The organism is Pseudomonas sp. LAP_36 (assembly GCF_019456785.1).
In the GTDB taxonomy this organism is placed as follows: Bacteria; Pseudomonadota; Gammaproteobacteria; order Pseudomonadales; family Pseudomonadaceae; genus Aquipseudomonas; species Aquipseudomonas tritici.
Genome location: NZ_JAHZMS010000001.1, coordinates 755,047 through 773,184, shown reverse-complemented (window position 1 = coordinate 773,184; position 18,138 = coordinate 755,047). Strand labels below are relative to the sequence as shown.

The following is an 18,138-nucleotide window of genomic DNA, read 5'->3' as shown; positions in this document are numbered from 1 at the left end:
TTATTGAATGCGCAAAAAAAGTGCCCGGATACTGTCAGAAATAACAGGTCCGAGCCGTGACCGATGAACGGCAGTCCGCCGCCCCAAGAGACTCAGAGCGGTGGCAACACCCAATTGATCGGCGTCTCGCCATTCTGCTCAAGAAACTTGTTGGTGCGGCTGAAATGCCCGCAACCCAGAAACCCGCGATACGCCGACAATGGCGACGGGTGCACCGAGGTCAGCACCAGGTGCTTGGTGGCATCAATCAGCTTCTGCTTGCCCTGGGCATGTGCCCCCCATAGCAGGAACACCAAGTGCGGCTGATGCTCACTGACCACTTCGATAATGCGGTCAGTAAAGAACTGCCAGCCCTTGCCCGCATGCGCATTGGCGTTGGCGCGCTCCACGGTCATGGTGGTGTTGAGCATCAGCACGCCCTGGTCAGCCCAGCTTTGCAAGTAGCCATGGTTGGGGATGTCGATGTTCAGATCGTGCTTGAGTTCTTTATAGATATTCACCAGCGACGGCGGCGCCGGCACGCCCGGTTGCACCGAGAAACACAAACCATGAGCCTGGCCGGGGCCGTGGTACGGGTCCTGGCCGAGGATCACCACTTTTACCTTGTCCAGCGGCGTGGAATTGAGTGCGTTGAAAATCAGCGGGCCGGGCGGGTAGATCTCCTTGCCGGCGGCATGTTCCTGACGCAGGAACTCACGCAACTGAGCCATATACGGCTGCTCAAACTCCTCGCGCAGGGCGTGTTTCCAGCTGGGTTCGAGTTTGATACGGTCGTCTTCGGTCATGTTGAATGGTCTTGTATAAAAGAATGAGGCGAACCCTAGGAAAGCCGACTCCGCTTGTCAATTGATCTGACACACCACCGGCACTTTCCTGCGAAGCGATCATACTGATCCTTCACCTTCTCGATTGAGGTCACGATGAACCTGCACTTCGAAGAGCTGACCGGCAGCGACGGTGCCCGCATCGGCATCGCCAGCCTCGATGCTGAAAAGTCCCTTAATGCCCTCTCCCTGTCGATGATTTTGGCCTTGGGCGAACGCCTGGATGCCTGGGCCAAGGATCCGAATATCGTCTGCGTACTGTTGCGCGGCAATGGGCCCAAAGCCTTTTGCGCTGGAGGCGAAGTACGCAGCCTGGCCCAGGCCTGCCGTGAACATCCCGGCGAGGTGCCGCCACTGGCTGCGCAGTTTTTCGCCGCGGAATACCGCCTCGACTACCGCCTGCACACCTACCCCAAACCGCTTATTTGCTGGGGCCACGGCTATGTGCTGGGTGGCGGCATGGGCCTGCTGCAAAGCGCGTCGGTGCGTATCGTCACCCCGAGCAGCCGGTTGGCGATGCCGGAGATCAGTATCGGCTTGTATCCGGACGTAGGCGCCAGCGGGTTCCTGTCGCGCCTGCCGGGCAAGCTCGGTGTGTTCCTGGGCCTTACCGGCGCACATATCAACGGTCGCGACGCCCTGGACCTTGGCCTGGCCGACCGTTTCCTGCGCGATGATCAACAAGACGAACTGCTCGATGGCCTGCTGCAACTGAACTGGCAGGAACAGACCTCGATGCAGCTCAATAGCCTGCTCAAGTCGCTCGCCCAGGAAGCCGTCGATCAACAACCCGAAGCGCAATGGCTGCCACGGCGGGCGCAGATCGACGAATGGTTGGACGTAGGCGATGTGCGGTGTGCCTGGCGTGCCTTGAGCCAACTGCGTGAGCACGCCGATCCACTGTTCAGCCGTGCCGGCAAGACGCTAAGCGAGGGCTGCCCACTGACCGCGCACCTGGTGTGGGAACAGATCGAGCGCGCCCGGCATCTGTCGCTGGCCCAGGTGTTCCAGATGGAATACACCATGAGCCTCAATTGCTGCCGTCACCCCGAATTCAGCGAAGGGGTACGCGCACGGTTGATCGACAAGGACCAGACGCCCCATTGGCATTGGCCCGATATCAATACCGTCCCAGAAAAGGTGGTGCAGGCGCATTTCAACAAGGCGTGGGACGGCCGCCATCCGTTGGCGGACTTGTCTGATTACTGATTATTGGCGCCCAAAAAAAAGCGGCGCTTCATGCGCCGCTTGCAATACTGGCCTGTCAACGGTGACCGCCGCGGCCACCTCCATGGTCGGAGCCGCGTCCATGCCCGCCATTGCCCCACCGATCGCCGCCCCACCCCTGGTTCGGATAAGGCCGGTAGCCAGCACGCGGCCCGTAGTAGCGCGGCGCTGGCTGGTAATAACGCGGTGCCGAGTAATAACGCGGTTGTGGCGCGTAATAACGCGGCGAAGGGTAGTAGTCACGGCGGTAAGGGTACGCCGCGCCACCGCCGTAGTAGTACACCGGCGCCGGTGAGGTGTAGACCTCGGATCGATAGTAGCTCTGGCCTCCATCGTAATAGGGCACACAGGCAGAAAGGGTCAGACCGAGTAAAGCACTGAGCAGCAGTCGTCGATACATGGCGGCCTCCTGGACCGCGGAAGAGCACCTCCAGCGACGCTGAAGGGCGGCATTCAGCTTTCACTGAATGACGAAATATCTGACATCAAAAACCGAATCTGGTGCGTTTCCGCAATAGCTTGATACATCTGCGCGCACTTTAACGTTTCAGTAAATTTAGCTGGCCCGAAACTTTGCCAATTGCGATGATGTCACTATGGCATCGCACGAGACCAGACAGGCTCTACCGTGCGCCCTTCGCGACTATGGCCGGACTCGACTCATGAAAATATCTACCAAACTGCTGCTTTCATTCCTTCTATGTGCGCTGGTCACCCTCGGGGTCGGCCTGCTGGGGATCAAAGGGGTGGTGCGCCTCGCCACGGCATTGGAGCAGACGTTCTCCAACAATCTGGTGTCCGTCAGCAACACGGCGGCCACCCTCAATGGCTTGGTCGCGCATAACCGGGGCCTGTACCGATTGATGGATGCAAGCAAAGGCGACGTCTCCGCCCAGGACCGCGATCGCGTGCGCCAGGACATCGCCAACGAACTTAAGCGCAGCCAGGCGGCTTACGCTACCTACCGCGCAACACCGCTGGAAGATGACGAACGGGCGGCGGGAGACAAACTCGACCAGATTTGGCCCGCTTATACCAGCAGCTCCGAACGCATCATGGCGCTGCTCGACAGCGGCCAGGTCGAACAGGCCCGCACCCAGCTCAACACCGCCAACAACGAACTCTTCCGTCAGGCGCGCGAGTTGATCCGCGTGATGATCGAATCCAATAGCCGCCAGATCAAGGAAGGCGCCGTCGCCGCCGATGAGCTGCGCGGCAGTGCGTTGGCGTGGATGATCAGTGGCATTGTCCTGGCCTTCATCATTGCCCTCACCATTGGCGTGTTGATCACCCGCCTGATCACCCGCCCTATCGCCCAGGCTGTGGAAAGCGCACAACGCATTGCCAAGGGCGACCTGACCCAGGTCATCCTCACCGAACGCACCGACGAAGCCGGGCAATTGCTGATGGCACTGGCGGATATGCAGGGCGGTTTGAAGAGCACCCTGGTGGAAATCGCCAACGCTTCCGACCAGCTCGCTTCAGCCGCCGAAGAATTGAGTGCGGTCACCGATGAAAGCAGCCGTGGTCTGACCCGTCAGAATGATGAAATCCAACAGGCCGCTACGGCGGTGAACCAGATGACCGCTGCGGTGGACGAAGTGGCGAGCAACGCCGTATCGACCTCGGAGGCTTCGCGCCAGGCCACCACCGAGGCCGAGGACGGTCGCCAGCAAGTCGAACAGGCCGTGTCCGGCATGAGTTCGATGGTGAGTGAAATCAACGATTCCACGCAATCGGTTGCAGATCTCGCCGGGCAAGTGCGGGAAATCGGCAAGGTGATCGATGTGATCCGTGGCATCGCCGACCAGACCAACCTGCTGGCCCTCAATGCCGCCATCGAAGCGGCCCGCGCGGGCGAGCAAGGTCGCGGTTTTGCAGTGGTCGCCGATGAGGTGCGTGCACTGGCGCATCGCACTCAAATCTCCACCGTCGACATCGAAAAAATGATTGGCGAAGTGCAAATCGGCGCTGATGGCGCGGTCGCGGCAATGAACAAGAGCCTGACCTGGGCCAACAATACCCAGACCCTGGCACAGAACGCCGGTGAAGCGCTGCAACGTATCACCGCCAGTGTGTCGATGATCAATGAACGCAACCTGGTGATCGCCTCCGCGTCGGAGGAGCAGGCCCAAGTGGCTCGCGAAGTGGACCGCAACCTGCTGAACATCCAGGACCTGTCCACCCAGACGGCCGCCGGTGCCAACCAGACCAATGCCGCCAGCCAGGACCTGTCGCGCCTGGCCACGTCCTTCAATGCACTGGTCAGCAAGTTCCAGCTCTAAGTAGCCTGCGCGGGGTCGGCCCTGTATCGTGCAAGGCCCCCCGGGATTGTCCGGAACCTTGCCCGATCCAGCCCGAACCTGCCGATGACCACGCCAACCCTCTGCCCTGCCTGCGGCGCCCGCAACGACTGTACCCTGGCTGACCCACGTACGGTCGACCAGGCCTGCTGGTGCTACAGCGTCACCATCGACCCGGCCGTGCTCCAGGCCCTGCCCGATGAATTGCGCAACAAGGCCTGCCTGTGCCCGCGCTGTGCCAGGGTAGATCAGCAATTGCGCGGGGCCGAGCCGACGTAATGCGGGTTGATCGTTTCCTCAGCAACCTGCCGCGCTTCAATCGCCAGCAAGTGCGTTTGCTCTTGGTTGAACGGCGCGTGTCGGTCGATGGCGTGGCAGTCAGCGATCCTCATCATGAGGTGCGCGAATTCAGCCGCATCTGCGTCGACGATGAAGTGCTGCAGGCGGGTAAACCCGCGCGCTACTTCATGCTGCATAAGCCCCAGGGTTGTGTGAGCGCCACGGCAGACCCGCAACACCCGACCGTCCTGGATTTATTGAATGAGCCCGACAAAGCCGACTTGCACATCGCCGGCCGCCTGGACTTCAACACTACGGGGCTGATGCTGATCACCAACGACGGCCAATGGTCGCGCCGACTGACGCAACCGCAGACCAAGTTGCCCAAGGTCTACCGGGTGGAGACCGAGCAAGACATCAGCCCTGAGTACGCGATTACCTTCGCCAAAGGCCTGTATTTCGCTTTCGAAGACCTGACCACGCAACCCGCAGGGCTGGAACTGCTAGGGCCGAGAACCGCTCGTCTCAGCATAATCGAAGGGCGCTACCACCAAGTGAAGCGCATGTTCGGGCACTTTGATAACAAAGTGATCAACCTGCATCGCGAGCGGATGGGCCCTTTGGTGCTGGATGCGGCCCTTGCGCCGGGCCAGTATCGGGCGCTGACTGACGACGAAATCCGACAAGTCTGACGACCGTTCGGCCGGTGATGGCGAAAAATCGGCTCATCGCCTTGCGGGCTGGCATCTCTGCTGCTTGAATCAGGATCACCAGTTTAAATATGACTGGCGAGTCGCCTATAACCTCCAAGAAACACATTGCCCCGCCCGCGCTTGATCTACGGGCCTTCCCGGCAAACAGCCCGCCATAACAACACCCGTCGGCCAGCCGTCATCGGATCGACATGGGCCTCCCACTTCAAGGCGTATGCCTACCTGTCACATAGCTCGTGCAGAGTTACCTGCGCGCCCTACCCGCTTGCCAGGAGTCTTACGACATGAGGCCAGAAATCGCTGTGTTGGATATACAGGGTCAGTATCGGGTTTACACGGAGTTCTATCGCGCGGACGCTGCTGAAAAGACCATCATCCTGGTCAACGGCTCCATGGCCACCACGGCATCCTTCGCTCAAACCGTGAAAAGCCTGTACCCGCAATTCAATGTGGTTTTGTACGACCAGCCCTACGCTGGCCGCTCCAAAATCCATAACCGCCATGAGCAGATGCTGACAAAGGAAGTCGAAGGCCAGATCCTGTTGGAGCTTATCGACCACTTCGCCGCCGAACACGTATTGTCATTTTCCTGGGGCGGCGCCGCCGCGCTGGTTGCCCTCGCCCATCGCCCTCGTCGGGTCGAAAAGGCCGTGATCAGTTCGTTCTCGCCGGTGATCAACGCCCCCATGCGCGACTACCTTGAACGCGGCGTCGACTACCTCGGCAACCTCGACCGCGACCGCGTCGGCCATCTGGTCAACAGCACCATCGGCAAACACCTGCCGTCGCTGTTCAAACGCTTCAACTACAAACACGTCAGCAACCTGGCCGAGCATGAATACGGGCAGATGCACTTTCACATCAGCCATGTGCTGAACAGTGACCGGCAGTGTTACGTCAAAGCGGCCAGGCAAATCGCCGTTCCCGTGTTGTTTGTGAACGGCGAATGGGACGAATACACCAGCGCCCAGGATGCCAAGCTGTTTGGTCAGTACGTGGCTCACAGCAGCTTCAGCACCATTCAGGCGACCGGGCATTTTCTGGATATGGAGCACAAGGCGGCGTGCCGCGACAGTCGGGATGCGGTGGTGGGCTTTCTGAAACCTGAGCGGCAGGTCAGCCGGTTGCGGTATCACCAAGGCCAGACGCAGCATGCCTTTGCGATCTGAAATGAGATCCACTGGAGGCGCGAGCGGGTGTGGGAGCTGGGCTTGTGTGGGAGCTGGCTTGCCTGCGATAGCATCAACTAAGTGTGATTGACACACCGAGGTGCCGGTATCGCAGGTACCCCACACATTTTTGAAGAAAAACTTCAAATCCAGGCGAACATCTGGTACAAAGTCAGCCGCTCTGAGCGGGTATAGTTTAATGGTAGAACAGTAGCTTCCCAAGCTTCCGACGAGGGTTCGATTCCCTCTACCCGCTCCACTCAAATTCTCGTTCCGCGTCAGGTCTGTTATTGACGGGAATGTATAAAAAACCGGTCCTATGAGGCCGGTTTTTTTATGGCTGCGATTTGAGGCATCCGTTATTCCCGTCGCGAAAACCTGTACAAATCTATATTTCTGTACAAGTATCTATTCAACACGCTGGCAATTCGCCGCGCGCGATCACGGAGCCGGGCAATGACTCGTCTACTGGTTTCATTGTGGCTGGTATTGAGTTTGAGCAGTTGCGCCAACGTTGGGGTCGAGCACTACGCTGACCAGCAGCCGCAGCTGGACTTGGAGCGTTTTTTCAGCAAGCCCGTCAAGGCTTGGGGGATTTTCCAAAAGCGTTCCGGCGAGGTCGCCAAGCGCTTTGAAGTGAACATAGCCAGCCGACGCGAGGGGAACGCCCTGATTCTCGACGAGCGCTTCCTGTACAGCGATGGCACGCGTCAACAACGCGTGTGGACGCTGACACCGGATGGCCCGGGGCGCTGGCGGGGCCGAGCAGGTGATGTGGTCGGCGAGGCAATCGGCGAAGTGGCGGGTAACGCACTGCGTTGGCGCTACCGACTCAACCTGCCCGTGGACGGCTCGGTCTACGAGGTGAGCTTTGATGACTGGATGTACCTGATGGACGAGGACACCTTGATCAACCGCTCCAGCATGACCAAGTTCGGCGTCGAATGGGGCCAGGTCACGTTGTTCTTTCGTCGCCAATAAATAACTCGCAGCGAGGCTCAATCATGAATATGCACATGCTGACTGAATTGGCGGTAAAAGGTGAAATTCGCGAGCTGGAGTTACTGTCGCTGGAGGGTGGTTTCTACATCGCGCGCGTCAGGCTGGATGACGCTGAAATGACATTGCTGGGCGATGACGCCAAGCCGCTGCGCATCGGTTCTACCACGCATTTGCGCGACCTGTTGCAACGGGTGCCGCCGTTTCCCTGCGTGCTGGTGCAGCAGTGCGTGCACGATGAAATGTGCGGTGTTCGGGAAGGGCCGATCGGCGCGCTGCGCATTCCGTTTTCGCTGGCCTCATCTCTTTAAAGCGCTATGCATTTTTTGGCTCCCCTCCCCCTTGGTATGGGCGGCCTGGGAAGGCAAGCCTATGCAGTGCGCGAACGGCCTTACGCGGCTTGATCCACGCGGTCCTGCGCCGCTTCCACCAGCATCAGCCCCAACTCGATCATTTGCTGAATCGCAAGGGCCAGGTAGCGCTGTTGGGACGGTAGGGTTTCGGCGAACTCATGGGTCATGGCGCCCGCGCCGGCAATGGTTTCATAGGCGTTGGCGAGTAACGCTTCGGTGTTGACGTCGGGACGGACGCTGAACAGTTTTACGGAGGGGTCACAGGGGTCATTGCACATCTGTTGATCCTCGGTAAGGACCACCTTCCACAGCTACTAAACAATGGGTGGCGGCTGTATGCAGGTTAGTAGACCGGCGGATCAACGAAACCGGCGCACTCGAAAGTGCCCTGCGTACAGCCACCATTGAGAACAGACACCAAGATGCCTGAACGCTGGTATAGCCATACGCCGTTGATCAAATCGAGCTACTAAACCCGACCGCTGATGGGCAGCGGCAAACGAACCTTAAAGAGGTCGACCAAGGCGCACAACTCGGACGATTCTGATCGTTGTGTAGGCAATGGCGCAAGCTGCAAAAGCACATCCCAACATCGCACTGATCACTCCTCAACCATCCCCCGCTGCACCTCCCACGCCAACGGCAACGTCACCATCAACACCCCCGCCAAGACCATCATCGCCACCGGCACGCCCAATGCGTCCCCCACCCCACCAAACACCACCGGCGCCAGTGCCCCGCCGCCAATCGTGCCGGTGTAGAACACGGCAAATGCCTGCTCCCGTTTCCCTGCGCCGGCCAGGTCCGGCACGGCGCCGTACAACACTGAGGACGTGCCATTGAGCACCAGGCCCAGCACCGGCAGCATCACCATCAACCCGGCCAGTGGCAAATACACGGCGGCAATGATCAGCAACGCGGTGCTGCTCTCCGTCAGCCACACCGTCCTCATCATGCCGATGCGCGCACCAAGATAACCGCAGAGCAATTTGCCGAATGCGCCACCGATAAACAGCAGCGTCAGGGCCAGGCCAATACCGGCGGTGCCAGCCCCCTTGGCTTGCAGCACAAATGGCAGGAACGTGAGGAAACCCATGCGCACGGCGCTGTCGAGGGTGCCCGTGAGAATCAGGGCGCGCAGGCCTATGACGGAACCGGTTCCGCTGTGGGGTTTGGTCTTTTTTGTGGAGTCAGATTCGGATACTTGTGTAGGAATCAACCACCACAACAACCCCGCCGCCGCCAAACCCAGCAGTCCCAGAAGCGTGGCACTCGCGCGCCAACTGATCACCGTAAGCAGCAGTCCCACCAGTCCGGGGATCAGGGTTTTGCCGATATCGCCGCTGAAGTTGTATTGAGACAGCGCCTGCTTGATCCCACCACCGTCCTCGTAGGCATCGCTGATCATAGAGGAGGCGAGCGGGTGTTGGGTGCTGGCGCCACACCCACCCAACAGCAGCGCCAGCAGTAACATCGCCAGTCCGCTGGCCTGGCCCACCAACACGTAAGCCACGCCCGCGAGCGCGGTGCCGCCCACCAGCATCGGTACACGCCCCCAGCGCTTCGCGGCGCGACTGGCCATGAGCTGGAACACCGCCATCATCCCGGAATAGGCCCCGCGTAACAGTCCGATTTGCGCGTAGGAAAGCGCGAACTGCGCCTGCCAGATCGGCAGCAACACGTAGATGACATCGGTAAGGCCGTCATGCACGGCATGCGCACCGCAGCCGGCGATCAGCGTGCGACGACGGGTTGATGATGCGGCAGCAGGCACCTCGACGGTATCGTTCATGGCGTCGGAGTCGGTTCAGGTTCAAGGGGCTTCCAACCCGTCAGGGCAATCAGCAAGGTCAACACCTGGAAGGTCATAATCAGCGCCACGCACCCGGCCCAGCCCCAGCGTTCCCAGATCAAAGCCGGGATAATCGCACCGCAACTTCCGCCCAGGTAATAACACGTGAGGTACACGCCCACGGCGCCTGCTTTGTTGTCACGGGCGGTAGCGGTGGTGAACGCGTTGGCGGCTGCCTGGGCGAGGAATACGCCGGTGGAGCTGAGGGCCAGGCCCACAACGATGCACCATAAGGAAGGCACTAACGTCAGCGCTGAGCCGGTGATGCCCAGCACCGCAGCCACGCACAGCAGTTCGGCGTGAGGTCGGGCTTTACTGAGGCGACCGGCGACGGGGATCACGACCAGCGCCAGCAGGAACACGATGTAAAGCGTGCCCAACGCCGCAGGCCCCAAGTTGAATGGCGGTAATCCGAGGTACAAACCGGCGTAGGTAAACGCTGCGACTTGGGAGAACAACACGCAAAAACCTACAGCGTAAGCAGCCAGCAAAGGCTTGCGAAAAACGGCTGAGAAAGAGGTTTTAACCTTCGCCGTTCGCGCACGATTGATCGGCAACAAGAACTGGATAAATCCACCCACCATCAGGCTCAGCACCGCCAGCAACTCAAAGGCTTCGCGCCAGCCCACGTATTCAGTCATCACACCCGTGACAAAACGCCCGGCGAACCCACCCAGTACGGTGCCTGCCACATACAGGCTGGTGACCTCCGTCACCGTGCCGCCACTCCAGCGGTCGCCGATGTAAGCCACGCTGGTGGCAAACACCACCGGGATCAACATGCCTTCGACAAACCGCCACACGAGCACTTCGGCAAAACTGTCGGCATAGGCGGTCATCAGCGCCGGCACCGCCAACAGCAATGCCGCCACGCTGATCACCGTGCGTTGCTCAAAGCGCCCGGTCAGTCGGCTGACAAACGGTGCAGTGATCGCCACGGCCAGCGTCGTCACGGTGATACTCCACCCCGCCGCCTTGGCGCTGACCTGAAAGTTCGCGGCAAAGGTCTGCAGGATGCTCTGGGTGGCATAGAGGTTGAGGAACGCCGCGCAGCCACACAGGAACAGGGCAAGGCGGGCACAATGCAGGCGCGGTTTCATGAAACCTCTCGTTTTATTTTGTGAGGTCTTTATAGAATGGCCGGCGGGTCTTAAACCAATACCGATTTCGAACCGATCGATACCCAAGGATCAGGATGCTCGACCTACGCAAGCTGCGGTACTTTCTGACGGTCGCTGAAGAATTGCACTTCGGTCGCGCGGCCATTCGCCTGCACCTGGCTCAGCCACCGCTGACCCGGCAGATCTCGGCGCTGGAAACCGAGCTGGGCTTCAAGCTGTTTGATCGCACCAGCCGCACCGTCACCCTCACCGCTCAAGGCCGGTCATTCCTGCCCTACGCGCGCGGCGTGCTGGAGCAGGTGGAGCTGGCGCAGGTGATTGCCAGCAAACTGGCTGCGGGCACCGCCGGGCAGCTGGCGTTGGGGTATGTCAGCTCGATTGCCTTGTCGGACTTGTTCAGCCAGACGATCCAGGCGTTTGCGCAACGTTTTCCCGACGTGCAGCTGACTTTGGTGGAGTGCGCCTCCGGCAGCCTGGGCGCACACGTGGCGGATGGGCGGCTGGATATCGGGTTGAGTCGCCTGCTACCGCAAGGCGAAGAGGTGCAAGTGCTGTCTTTGGGTGACGAAAGGCTGGTCGCAGCAGTGTCCAGTGAAAGCCCGATGGCCAGTCTGCCAAGTGTCAGTCTGGCGCAGCTGAGCGCCTATCCAGTGATTCTGTTTCCTGCGGATTTTGGATCGGGGCTCAACCAGTCCATCGAGCAACTTTACCGGCACCACGGCCAACCGTTACGCCTTGGGCCAACCGGGCGGCAGATCACCTCGATCATAGCGCTGGTAGCGGCTGGGCAAGGTGTGGCGTTGGTGCCGGAATGTACGCAGAGCTTGATGAACAAAGGTGTGACATACAGGCCCCTGGTGGAGGGGGATGCGTGTGCGCCCTTGTTAGTATTGACCCGGTCTGAAACAAAAAGTGTGCTGGTTGATGCGTTTCTCACTGTCATTGCACAGTCCCTACACACTCGGTAACTCCTTCGCAAAACCCCGCAATACCTCTCCCCGGCGCCATTCCCAGGCGCTCATACACTGCATTGACCGCCTGACAGGAAGCCGGTCATCGGCCACTGGTAGGTAGAGTGTTGATAATTCCAATTCAGTGGTTATAGTCACCACCATCACACACCACAAGGAGGTGCTGTGGATAGCCGATATTTAATAGGTCACATCGTTGCGGACGGTTGGTATCTGGTGCGCATCAAAGGCAGTCATCACCACTTCAAACACCCGACAAAACCGGGGCTGATGACGATTCCACATCCAAAGAAGGACCTGTTGGACAAGACCGCTAAGAGCATTTTGAAACAAGCTCTGTTGAGTTAATCGTCCGAGGAGGACAACAGACATGCTTTACCCGATTGCAATTTCAACCGGCGACGACGATCACGCCTGGGGTGTAGAAGTGCCGGATATTCCCGGCTGCTATTCCGCCGGCGACGATTTGGACGACGCCATGGCCATGGCCCGCGAAGCCATCGAAGGGCACTTCGAGATTCTCGCGGAAGACGGTGCAGCGATTCCCAGTGCGCAAAAGGTCACCTTGCATGCCGCCAATCCTCAGTATGCAGGCTGCACCTGGGCAGTCGTGGACATTGATGTCACCAAGTACCTGGGCAAAGCGCAGAAGCTCAATATCACGCTGCCCGGTTATCTGCTGAACCGCATCGATGAATATGTGCTGCATCACCCTGAAGAAAAAAGCCGTTCGGGGTTTCTGGCCTCAGCAGCGCTGAAAGTGCTTCAGCAGGGGCATTGATTAAGCCCATCCCTACAGGGACCAGAAAGTTCTCCTATCACCATGGGAAACCTTAACCAGAAACAGGACAAAGCAGAATGCTCCCGCGCGGACAAAAAACGTCGACGCAGGTCTTTAGAAAAGTCGTAGGGCTGGTGCTGATCATCCCACTGCTGGCCCCACTGATGCCTATTCCCACGATAGGCCTGGGCCGTTTTGTATTGATAGCGGCAGTTGCCGGTTCTATCTATGGCGCGTGGTACGCAAGGCAGCACGCCGGTCGAGGCCTGACAATCGGCGCGACCATCATCGCTCTACTCAATCTTGGCTCATTGGTCGCACTGTCAACGCCCTCGATAGTCTGGTTTGTCTACTTGGTCTCCTCGGTCTATGGGTCGGGCAATTGGATTCACTGGCGCTTTTAGCGGGCGTAGAATTACACCGCAAGAAACAAGGTTCCCCCACGGTTCGCAGGACGGATAATGGCGCCCTACAGCATCAAGGATTATGCCCATGCCTTATGAATACAAGCTCATGCCCTCCCCTGTGGGCCAGCTCACCCTGGTGGCGCGCAATGGCAAACTCGGCGCCATCCTGTGGGAAACAGAGCGCGCCAACCGTGTGCGCCTGGGTGAGTTGCACGAGGCCAATGACAGCCCGGTGCTGTTGGAAGCCGAACGCCAACTCAAGGAGTACTTCGCCGGTACCCGTAACCGATTCGAGCTGGAACTGGACTTCGATGGCACCGACTTCCAGAAACAAGTCTGGCAAGCGCTGCTGACCATTCCTTTCGGCGAAACCCGCAGCTACAGCCAGATCGCCCAGCAGATCGGCAACCCGAAAGCCGTACGTGCGGTGGGCGCAGCCAATGGGCGGAATCCGATCTCGATCATTGCGCCGTGCCATCGAGTCATCGGTGCGTCGGGCGGGCTGACCGGATTCGCCGGCGGGCTGCAAGCCAAGCAGTATTTGCTGGCACTGGAAGGCACGGGCCAGGCGCAATTAGCCTTCTAAAAAAACAGCCGCCGACAAAAACGTACACCGTTGTTCATCAGGCGAAATGTAAAAAGAAATTTCAAAGAATCCCTGCGGTCCATTATTTCATCACCCCCTACCAAGGAAACCGGTCATGAAATTCTCCACAGTCTCCCAATCCCTGTCCCGCTGGGCCGGCAGCCCACGCACGTTCTACGCGGCGGTGGCGTTGATCCTGGCGTGGAGCCTGAGCGGGCCGTATTTCCACTACAACGACACCTGGCAACTGATCATCAATACCTCGACCACCATCATCACGTTTTTGATGGTGTTCCTGATCCAGAACACGCAGAACCGCGACAACGACATCCTGCATATCAAGATCGATGAACTGCTACGCGTGTCCAAGGATGCTCAAAACGCTGTGCTCAGCCTGGACGGCCTGGACCGTAAAGAATTGGAAAAACTGCGCCAGGAATACCGTAGCATTGGCAAGGCTGGCACTGTGAGCCTGAACAGCAGTTGTGGCCATGCTGCCGACGATGCAGGGCCGAAAAAAATTGATTTGAACCAGGCATAAAAAAACGGCGGTTGGAGAAGATCCAACCGCCGTTTTTCATTTCAAGTGACGAATTCAACCGTCGCCTTGATGGCCTTTGGCGTAGGTGGACGCCAAGGCACGGGCTTTCTGCAAACGCTCCTCCAACTTAGGCAGCGTCTCGTCCACCAGGGCTTTTATTTCAGGTACATCCGATGCCGCGCCTTCCCGTTTGAACAGGGCGATGGCGTCTTCGTTTTCCTTCACCTGTTGCGCGGTGTAGGCCGCATCAAAGGAATCGCCGTCCTTGAGTTCAGGCATCAGGGTTTCGGCTTTATCGACGATTTTCTCCCGCGGCGCCACGGGCAAGTCGAGCTTCTTGGCAATGGCCGCCAGATGCTGGTTGGCCAAGGTGCGCTCGTTGATCACCTCGATGGTGTAGTCCTTGATTTCCTGCGACGAAGTTTTGGCATGGGCCATGCGACTGGTTTCGATATCGGCCATACCTTTGGCCGAAGCCTGCTCGATGAATTCAGCAGGCGACTGGGCGAAAGCATTGCTGGCGCCGAGGCCCAGCAGCATCGCGAAACTGGCGGTGCGTAACCGGATAGCCATGCGGCTCATGATGGGTTCCTCCAGGGCAAAAATAGGCGCGGGAGAACACAGCCCGCCCTCAATTCGAATTTTCAGGGCAGCAAAGGTTTAGAAAAAACTTTCCAGTGCGACGAACGGTCATCTTCGAGCCCGGCTGGTTTGCTGCCTGCCTAACCCGCCAACACGTGCGCTTGAGCGTTTACGCGCCTGCCCGTCCTACGGGTAAAACGTCATTCCGGCATAAGGCTTTGCGCGGCACGCTTGTAGCCGTGAGGCCAGGTCGCCGACATGGGCTTCGAGCTTGTGACCATCGGGGTCGAGAAAATAGAACGAAGCGCCCTCACTGCGGTTGTCGCGCCACTCTTCAACATCAACCGCTCGCAGGCGCTCGATCAGCGCGGCGAAATCAGCCGCAGCGACGGTAAACGCATAGTGGGTGTAATCGGCGGCTGGATTCGCGTCGCGCAATGGATCGAGCGATAAACACAGCCATAAACCCGGCAGTGAGAGGTAGGCGCCGGCGTCCCAGGTGGCGTCGAGCTGAAGTTGCAACAGCTCATGGTAGAAGCAGACGCTGCGATCCAGATCGGTGACGGCCAGGGTCAGGTGGTTGAAGCCTGAGAGCATGTTGTTGTTCCTGTCAGCGGTAGTCTTCGGACAATACACCCTGCACCTGCCCAATCAACCACTGCAACCCCGAATCCCCACCCCGCCGTGCATGCCACGCCAATTCAAATGCAAACGACGGAATATGAAACGGCGGCAGCACCGCCAGCAAGTGCTGATGATCGATATCGAGCACGCCACGGGACGACACCGTAAGGATCAGGTCCGTGCCCCGTATCAACTGCGGTGCCACCCCCCAGTGCGGCAGGCTGATCGCCACATGCCGCCGTTCCCGGATCGCCGTCAACGCCCGCTCGATTTCCGGCGTACCGCTGCCGCGCATTTCCAACAACACATGCGGCCGTGACAGGTAGGTGGGCAAATCCAGCGTACCGTCCTCCGGCAGACTGCTGCGGTCCACCAGGCAGGTGTAGTGCTCTTCGAACAGCGGCGTAGTACGCAGCTCGGCGGGCGTGTCGGGGAAAACACCCGCCGCCAGGTCGAGGTCGCCATTAAGCACCCCATCCACCATGCCTTCACGGCTGGCCTGGATGATTTGCAGATCGATACCCGGTGCTTCATTGCGCAGCGTACGCACCAGAGCGGGTAGCAAAATCGCCGCGCTGTAGTCAGACATCGCCACGCGGAACCTGCGCTTGGCCGATGCCGGCTCAAAGCGATTCGGCGCCAGCAGGGCTTGCACCTGGGCCAGGGCTTCAGCCAGTGGCGTGGCCAATTCCAGCGCGCGGGCGGTCGGCACCAAACTACCGCCCTGACGCACCAGCAGCGGATCGCCGAGCAGGTCACGCAAGCGCGCCAGCGCATGGCTGACCGCCGGTTGGCTCAGGTGCAGACGCTCGGCGGCACGGGTGACGTGTTGCTCGCTGAGCAAGGCGTCGAGGATCACCAACAGATTGAGGTCGATGCGGCGCAGATCATTCATCAGCTGCATGCTCACCATAAGAACTTGGAATTTAAATTTGCGCGACGAATAGCCTAGAGTCCAGCAAAACCTCTGGGAGATTTGAAATGACAACATTGCATTGGGTGGGTTTATTGGCGCTGGCCGTGATTGCCGGGGCCGTGGTGCCGTTTCAGAGTGCGATCAACGCCAACCTCGGGCGCGGGCTCGGCCACCCGTTGTGGGCCACCCTGGCGTCGCTGCTGGTGAGCATCATCGTGTTGCTGCCGGTGATTATCGCGATGCGTTTACCGCTGCCGAGCCTGACGTTTGTCACCCAGGCGCCCCTGTGGACGTGGGCGGGTGGCGCGTTCGGCGTGTGCTTTATTTCCCTGGCGTTGATGTTATTGCCTAAGCTCGGCGCCTCGGGGTTTATCGCGTTGGCCATGGCCGGGCAGATTCTTGCGTCACTGGCCCTCGATCACTTTGGCCTGTTCGGCCTGGCTGAGCGCCAACTGACAACGCCCCGCGTGCTGGGGGCGTTGTTGTTGATTGGCGGGGTGGTGTTGATTCAGTTCAGCGCCTCCCCCGCCCGTGCATTGTCAACGGCGAGCTGATCAGCCTTTGTCGAGTGTGCGCAGCTTCTGCGGCAGGCCCCACAGCAAGAGCGCCGCCGCCAACAGCGCACACACGCCAATCACATACAGCGCCGGGGTGGTGCTGCCCGTGAGGTCCTTGATGCGGCCCACCATCACCGGGCTGACAATCCCACCGAACTGCCCGAGGGTGTTGATCACTGCAATACCGCCCGCCGCGCCTGCGCCGGCGCCCGCCAGCAATTTGGGTGGCAGGGTCCAGAAGGTCGGGATCGACGCAATGATGCCTGCGCCCAACATGCCCAGGGCAATGATCAGGAAGGTGGTGTGGTCGGCGAAAATCCCGGCGCTGAAAAAGCCCACCGCACCGAGCACCACTAGGCCGCAGACAAACTTGCGCCGCTCGCCGGTAGCATCCGACAGTCGCCCGATCACCACCATGCTGATGGCGCCGCACACATACGGAATCGCCGTGAGCAGGCCGATCATCACCGGGCTCTGGGTGCCCGCGCTGCGGATCAGTTGCGGTGCCCAGAAATTGAGGCCGTACGACGCCACCTGAATCAAAAAGTAGATAAAGCCGAGCATCAGGAACCCCGGAATACGGATCGCCGACAGCAACGAGCCACCGTGCTGGTTCGGCTCATGCTTGGCGATACGGCTCGACAGCAACGCTTTCTCCGCCGGCGTCAGCCAATGGGCGTCTTCGATGCGGTCCTTGAGCCGCGTCAGCACCAGGAACCCCAGGCCGATGCACGGCAAGCCGCCGAGCAGGAACAACCAGTGCCAGCCACGCATCTGCAACACGCCGTCGAGGTGTTCCAGTACCAGGCCGGAAAACGGTGCGCCCACCAGGCCCGCAAACGCCGAAGCCAGGAACAGCATTGAGGTGATGCGCCCACGGAAATGCTGCGGGAACCACAGGGTCAGGTAATACAGCACGCCGGGCGCGAAACCCGCCTCCATCGCCCCGATCAGAAAGCGCAGCGCATAGAACTGCCACTCTGCCGTGACAAACACCATGGCCGCCGTCGCCAGGCCCCACGACATCATGATCCGCGCAATCCAGCGCCGCGCGCCGACCTTGTACAGCATCATGTTGCTCGGCACTTCGAAGATCACATAACCCACCACAAACAAACCGGCGCCCAGGCCGTAGGCGGTGTCGCTCAGGCTCAGGTCTGCCTGCAACTGAAACTTGGCGAAGCTGATGTTGATCCGGTCAAAAAACGCGAACAGGTAGCACACCATGATCAGCGGCATCAGGCGCCAGGCGACCTTGCTGACCAGGGCTTTTTCGGCATCGATTTCAGCGGCCGGGCGCGTGCCGGCCTCCAACGTATTAGTGCTCATGGTT

Annotated in this window: 22 protein-coding genes and 1 tRNA gene; 14 read left to right on the top strand and 9 right to left on the bottom strand. The window is 59.6% G+C overall.

Annotation, left to right across the window (positions count from 1 at the left end):
* Positions 1-92 precede the first annotated feature (92 nt).
* Positions 93-785, bottom strand: coding sequence for a uracil-DNA glycosylase (gene ung, locus JBO08_RS03640; protein WP_065882087.1), 693 nt, complete (start codon positions 783-785; stop codon positions 93-95).
* Positions 786-920: 135 nt separating this feature from the next.
* Here ung and JBO08_RS03635 point away from each other — a divergent pair, with 135 nt between their 5' ends.
* Positions 921-2,033, top strand: a complete 1,113-nt coding sequence (locus tag JBO08_RS03635) for an enoyl-CoA hydratase/isomerase family protein (protein WP_065882085.1) — start codon at positions 921-923, stop codon at positions 2,031-2,033.
* 55 nt (positions 2,034-2,088) lie between these two features.
* Here JBO08_RS03635 and JBO08_RS03630 read toward each other — a convergent pair whose 3' ends face one another.
* Positions 2,089-2,451, bottom strand: coding sequence for a hypothetical protein (locus JBO08_RS03630; RefSeq protein ID WP_065882083.1), 363 nt, complete (start codon positions 2,449-2,451; stop codon positions 2,089-2,091).
* Positions 2,452-2,713: 262 nt separating this feature from the next.
* On the opposite strand from JBO08_RS03630, the gene JBO08_RS03625 reads away from it, so the two are divergent.
* The 7 genes from JBO08_RS03625 (at position 2,714) to JBO08_RS03595 (ending at position 7,825) form a co-directional block, all read left to right on the top strand.
* Positions 2,714-4,336, top strand: coding sequence for a methyl-accepting chemotaxis protein (locus JBO08_RS03625; RefSeq protein ID WP_065882082.1), 1,623 nt, complete (start codon positions 2,714-2,716; stop codon positions 4,334-4,336).
* 84 nt (positions 4,337-4,420) lie between these two features.
* Positions 4,421-4,633, top strand: coding sequence for a cysteine-rich CWC family protein (locus tag JBO08_RS03620; protein WP_065874741.1), 213 nt, complete (start codon positions 4,421-4,423; stop codon positions 4,631-4,633).
* Positions 4,633-5,325, top strand: a complete 693-nt coding sequence (locus tag JBO08_RS03615) for a pseudouridine synthase (protein WP_065874740.1) — start codon at positions 4,633-4,635, stop codon at positions 5,323-5,325. Before JBO08_RS03620 ends, JBO08_RS03615 begins: the two co-directional genes overlap by 1 nt.
* A 305-nt stretch (positions 5,326-5,630) precedes the next feature.
* Positions 5,631-6,515 carry an alpha/beta fold hydrolase gene (locus JBO08_RS03610; RefSeq protein ID WP_065874739.1) on the top strand — a complete coding sequence of 295 codons (885 nt, stop codon included), beginning with the start codon at positions 5,631-5,633 and terminating at the stop codon, positions 6,513-6,515.
* 185 nt (positions 6,516-6,700) lie between these two features.
* Positions 6,701-6,774: transfer RNA gene (locus JBO08_RS03605), tRNA-Gly, on the top strand.
* A gap of 197 nt (positions 6,775-6,971) precedes the next feature.
* Entirely contained in the window at positions 6,972-7,496 is a 525-nt protein-coding gene (locus JBO08_RS03600; RefSeq protein ID WP_065882081.1) for a DUF3833 domain-containing protein, read from the top strand.
* Between the two features lie 23 nt (positions 7,497-7,519).
* On the top strand, positions 7,520-7,825 hold the full coding sequence (locus tag JBO08_RS03595; RefSeq protein WP_065874727.1) for a DUF6482 family protein: 306 nt from the start codon (positions 7,520-7,522) through the stop codon (positions 7,823-7,825).
* Between the two features lie 80 nt (positions 7,826-7,905).
* On the opposite strand, the gene JBO08_RS03590 is transcribed toward JBO08_RS03595, so the two are convergent.
* From JBO08_RS03590 to JBO08_RS03580, 3 genes are all read right to left on the bottom strand, one after another.
* The gene (locus tag JBO08_RS03590) at positions 7,906-8,145 is read right to left on the bottom strand and encodes a DUF6124 family protein (RefSeq protein ID WP_065882079.1); all 240 of its coding nucleotides are present in this window, start codon (positions 8,143-8,145) and stop codon (positions 7,906-7,908) included.
* Positions 8,146-8,468: 323 nt separating this feature from the next.
* Positions 8,469-9,659, bottom strand: a complete 1,191-nt coding sequence (locus JBO08_RS03585) for an MFS transporter (protein ID WP_065946172.1) — start codon at positions 9,657-9,659, stop codon at positions 8,469-8,471.
* The gene (locus JBO08_RS03580; RefSeq protein ID WP_065882075.1) at positions 9,656-10,819 is read right to left on the bottom strand and encodes an MFS transporter; all 1,164 of its coding nucleotides are present in this window, start codon (positions 10,817-10,819) and stop codon (positions 9,656-9,658) included. Before JBO08_RS03580 ends, JBO08_RS03585 begins: the two co-directional genes overlap by 4 nt.
* 95 nt (positions 10,820-10,914) lie before the next feature.
* Between JBO08_RS03580 and JBO08_RS03575 the strand changes: the two genes are divergently transcribed.
* From JBO08_RS03575 to JBO08_RS03555, 5 genes are all read left to right on the top strand, one after another.
* Entirely contained in the window at positions 10,915-11,808 is an 894-nt protein-coding gene (locus JBO08_RS03575; RefSeq protein ID WP_065874723.1) for a LysR family transcriptional regulator, read from the top strand.
* Positions 11,809-11,976: 168 nt separating this feature from the next.
* Complete coding sequence (locus JBO08_RS03570; RefSeq protein ID WP_220074527.1) at positions 11,977-12,159, top strand: type II toxin-antitoxin system HicA family toxin; 183 nt, start codon at positions 11,977-11,979, stop codon at positions 12,157-12,159.
* Between the two features lie 22 nt (positions 12,160-12,181).
* Complete coding sequence (locus JBO08_RS03565; RefSeq protein ID WP_065874721.1) at positions 12,182-12,592, top strand: type II toxin-antitoxin system HicB family antitoxin; 411 nt, start codon at positions 12,182-12,184, stop codon at positions 12,590-12,592.
* Positions 12,593-13,084: 492 nt separating this feature from the next.
* Entirely contained in the window at positions 13,085-13,585 is a 501-nt protein-coding gene (locus tag JBO08_RS03560) for a methylated-DNA--[protein]-cysteine S-methyltransferase (RefSeq protein ID WP_065874719.1), read from the top strand.
* A 115-nt stretch (positions 13,586-13,700) separates the two neighbouring features.
* The gene (locus tag JBO08_RS03555; RefSeq protein WP_065882074.1) at positions 13,701-14,126 is read left to right on the top strand and encodes a low affinity iron permease family protein; all 426 of its coding nucleotides are present in this window, start codon (positions 13,701-13,703) and stop codon (positions 14,124-14,126) included.
* A gap of 54 nt (positions 14,127-14,180) precedes the next feature.
* On the opposite strand, the gene JBO08_RS03550 is transcribed toward JBO08_RS03555, so the two are convergent.
* From JBO08_RS03550 to JBO08_RS03540, 3 genes are all read right to left on the bottom strand, one after another.
* A complete protein-coding gene (locus JBO08_RS03550; protein ID WP_065874717.1) occupies positions 14,181-14,708 on the bottom strand; it encodes a DUF4142 domain-containing protein in 528 nt (175 codons plus the stop codon).
* A 186-nt stretch (positions 14,709-14,894) separates the two neighbouring features.
* Positions 14,895-15,305, bottom strand: a complete 411-nt coding sequence (fos, locus tag JBO08_RS03545; RefSeq protein WP_065874716.1) for a fosfomycin resistance glutathione transferase — start codon at positions 15,303-15,305, stop codon at positions 14,895-14,897.
* Between the two features lie 13 nt (positions 15,306-15,318).
* Positions 15,319-16,236 (bottom strand): LysR substrate-binding domain-containing protein, encoded by a 918-nt coding sequence (locus tag JBO08_RS03540; protein WP_405045932.1) that lies wholly within the window; start codon positions 16,234-16,236, stop codon positions 15,319-15,321.
* 77 nt (positions 16,237-16,313) lie between these two features.
* On the opposite strand from JBO08_RS03540, the gene JBO08_RS03535 reads away from it, so the two are divergent.
* The gene (locus tag JBO08_RS03535; protein WP_065874714.1) at positions 16,314-16,802 is read left to right on the top strand and encodes a DMT family transporter; all 489 of its coding nucleotides are present in this window, start codon (positions 16,314-16,316) and stop codon (positions 16,800-16,802) included.
* Here the strand turns inward: JBO08_RS03535 and JBO08_RS03530 are convergent, their stop codons facing one another.
* Positions 16,803-18,134, bottom strand: a complete 1,332-nt coding sequence (locus tag JBO08_RS03530) for an MFS transporter (RefSeq protein ID WP_065874713.1) — start codon at positions 18,132-18,134, stop codon at positions 16,803-16,805.
* Between the last annotated feature and the right edge of the window lie 4 nt (positions 18,135-18,138).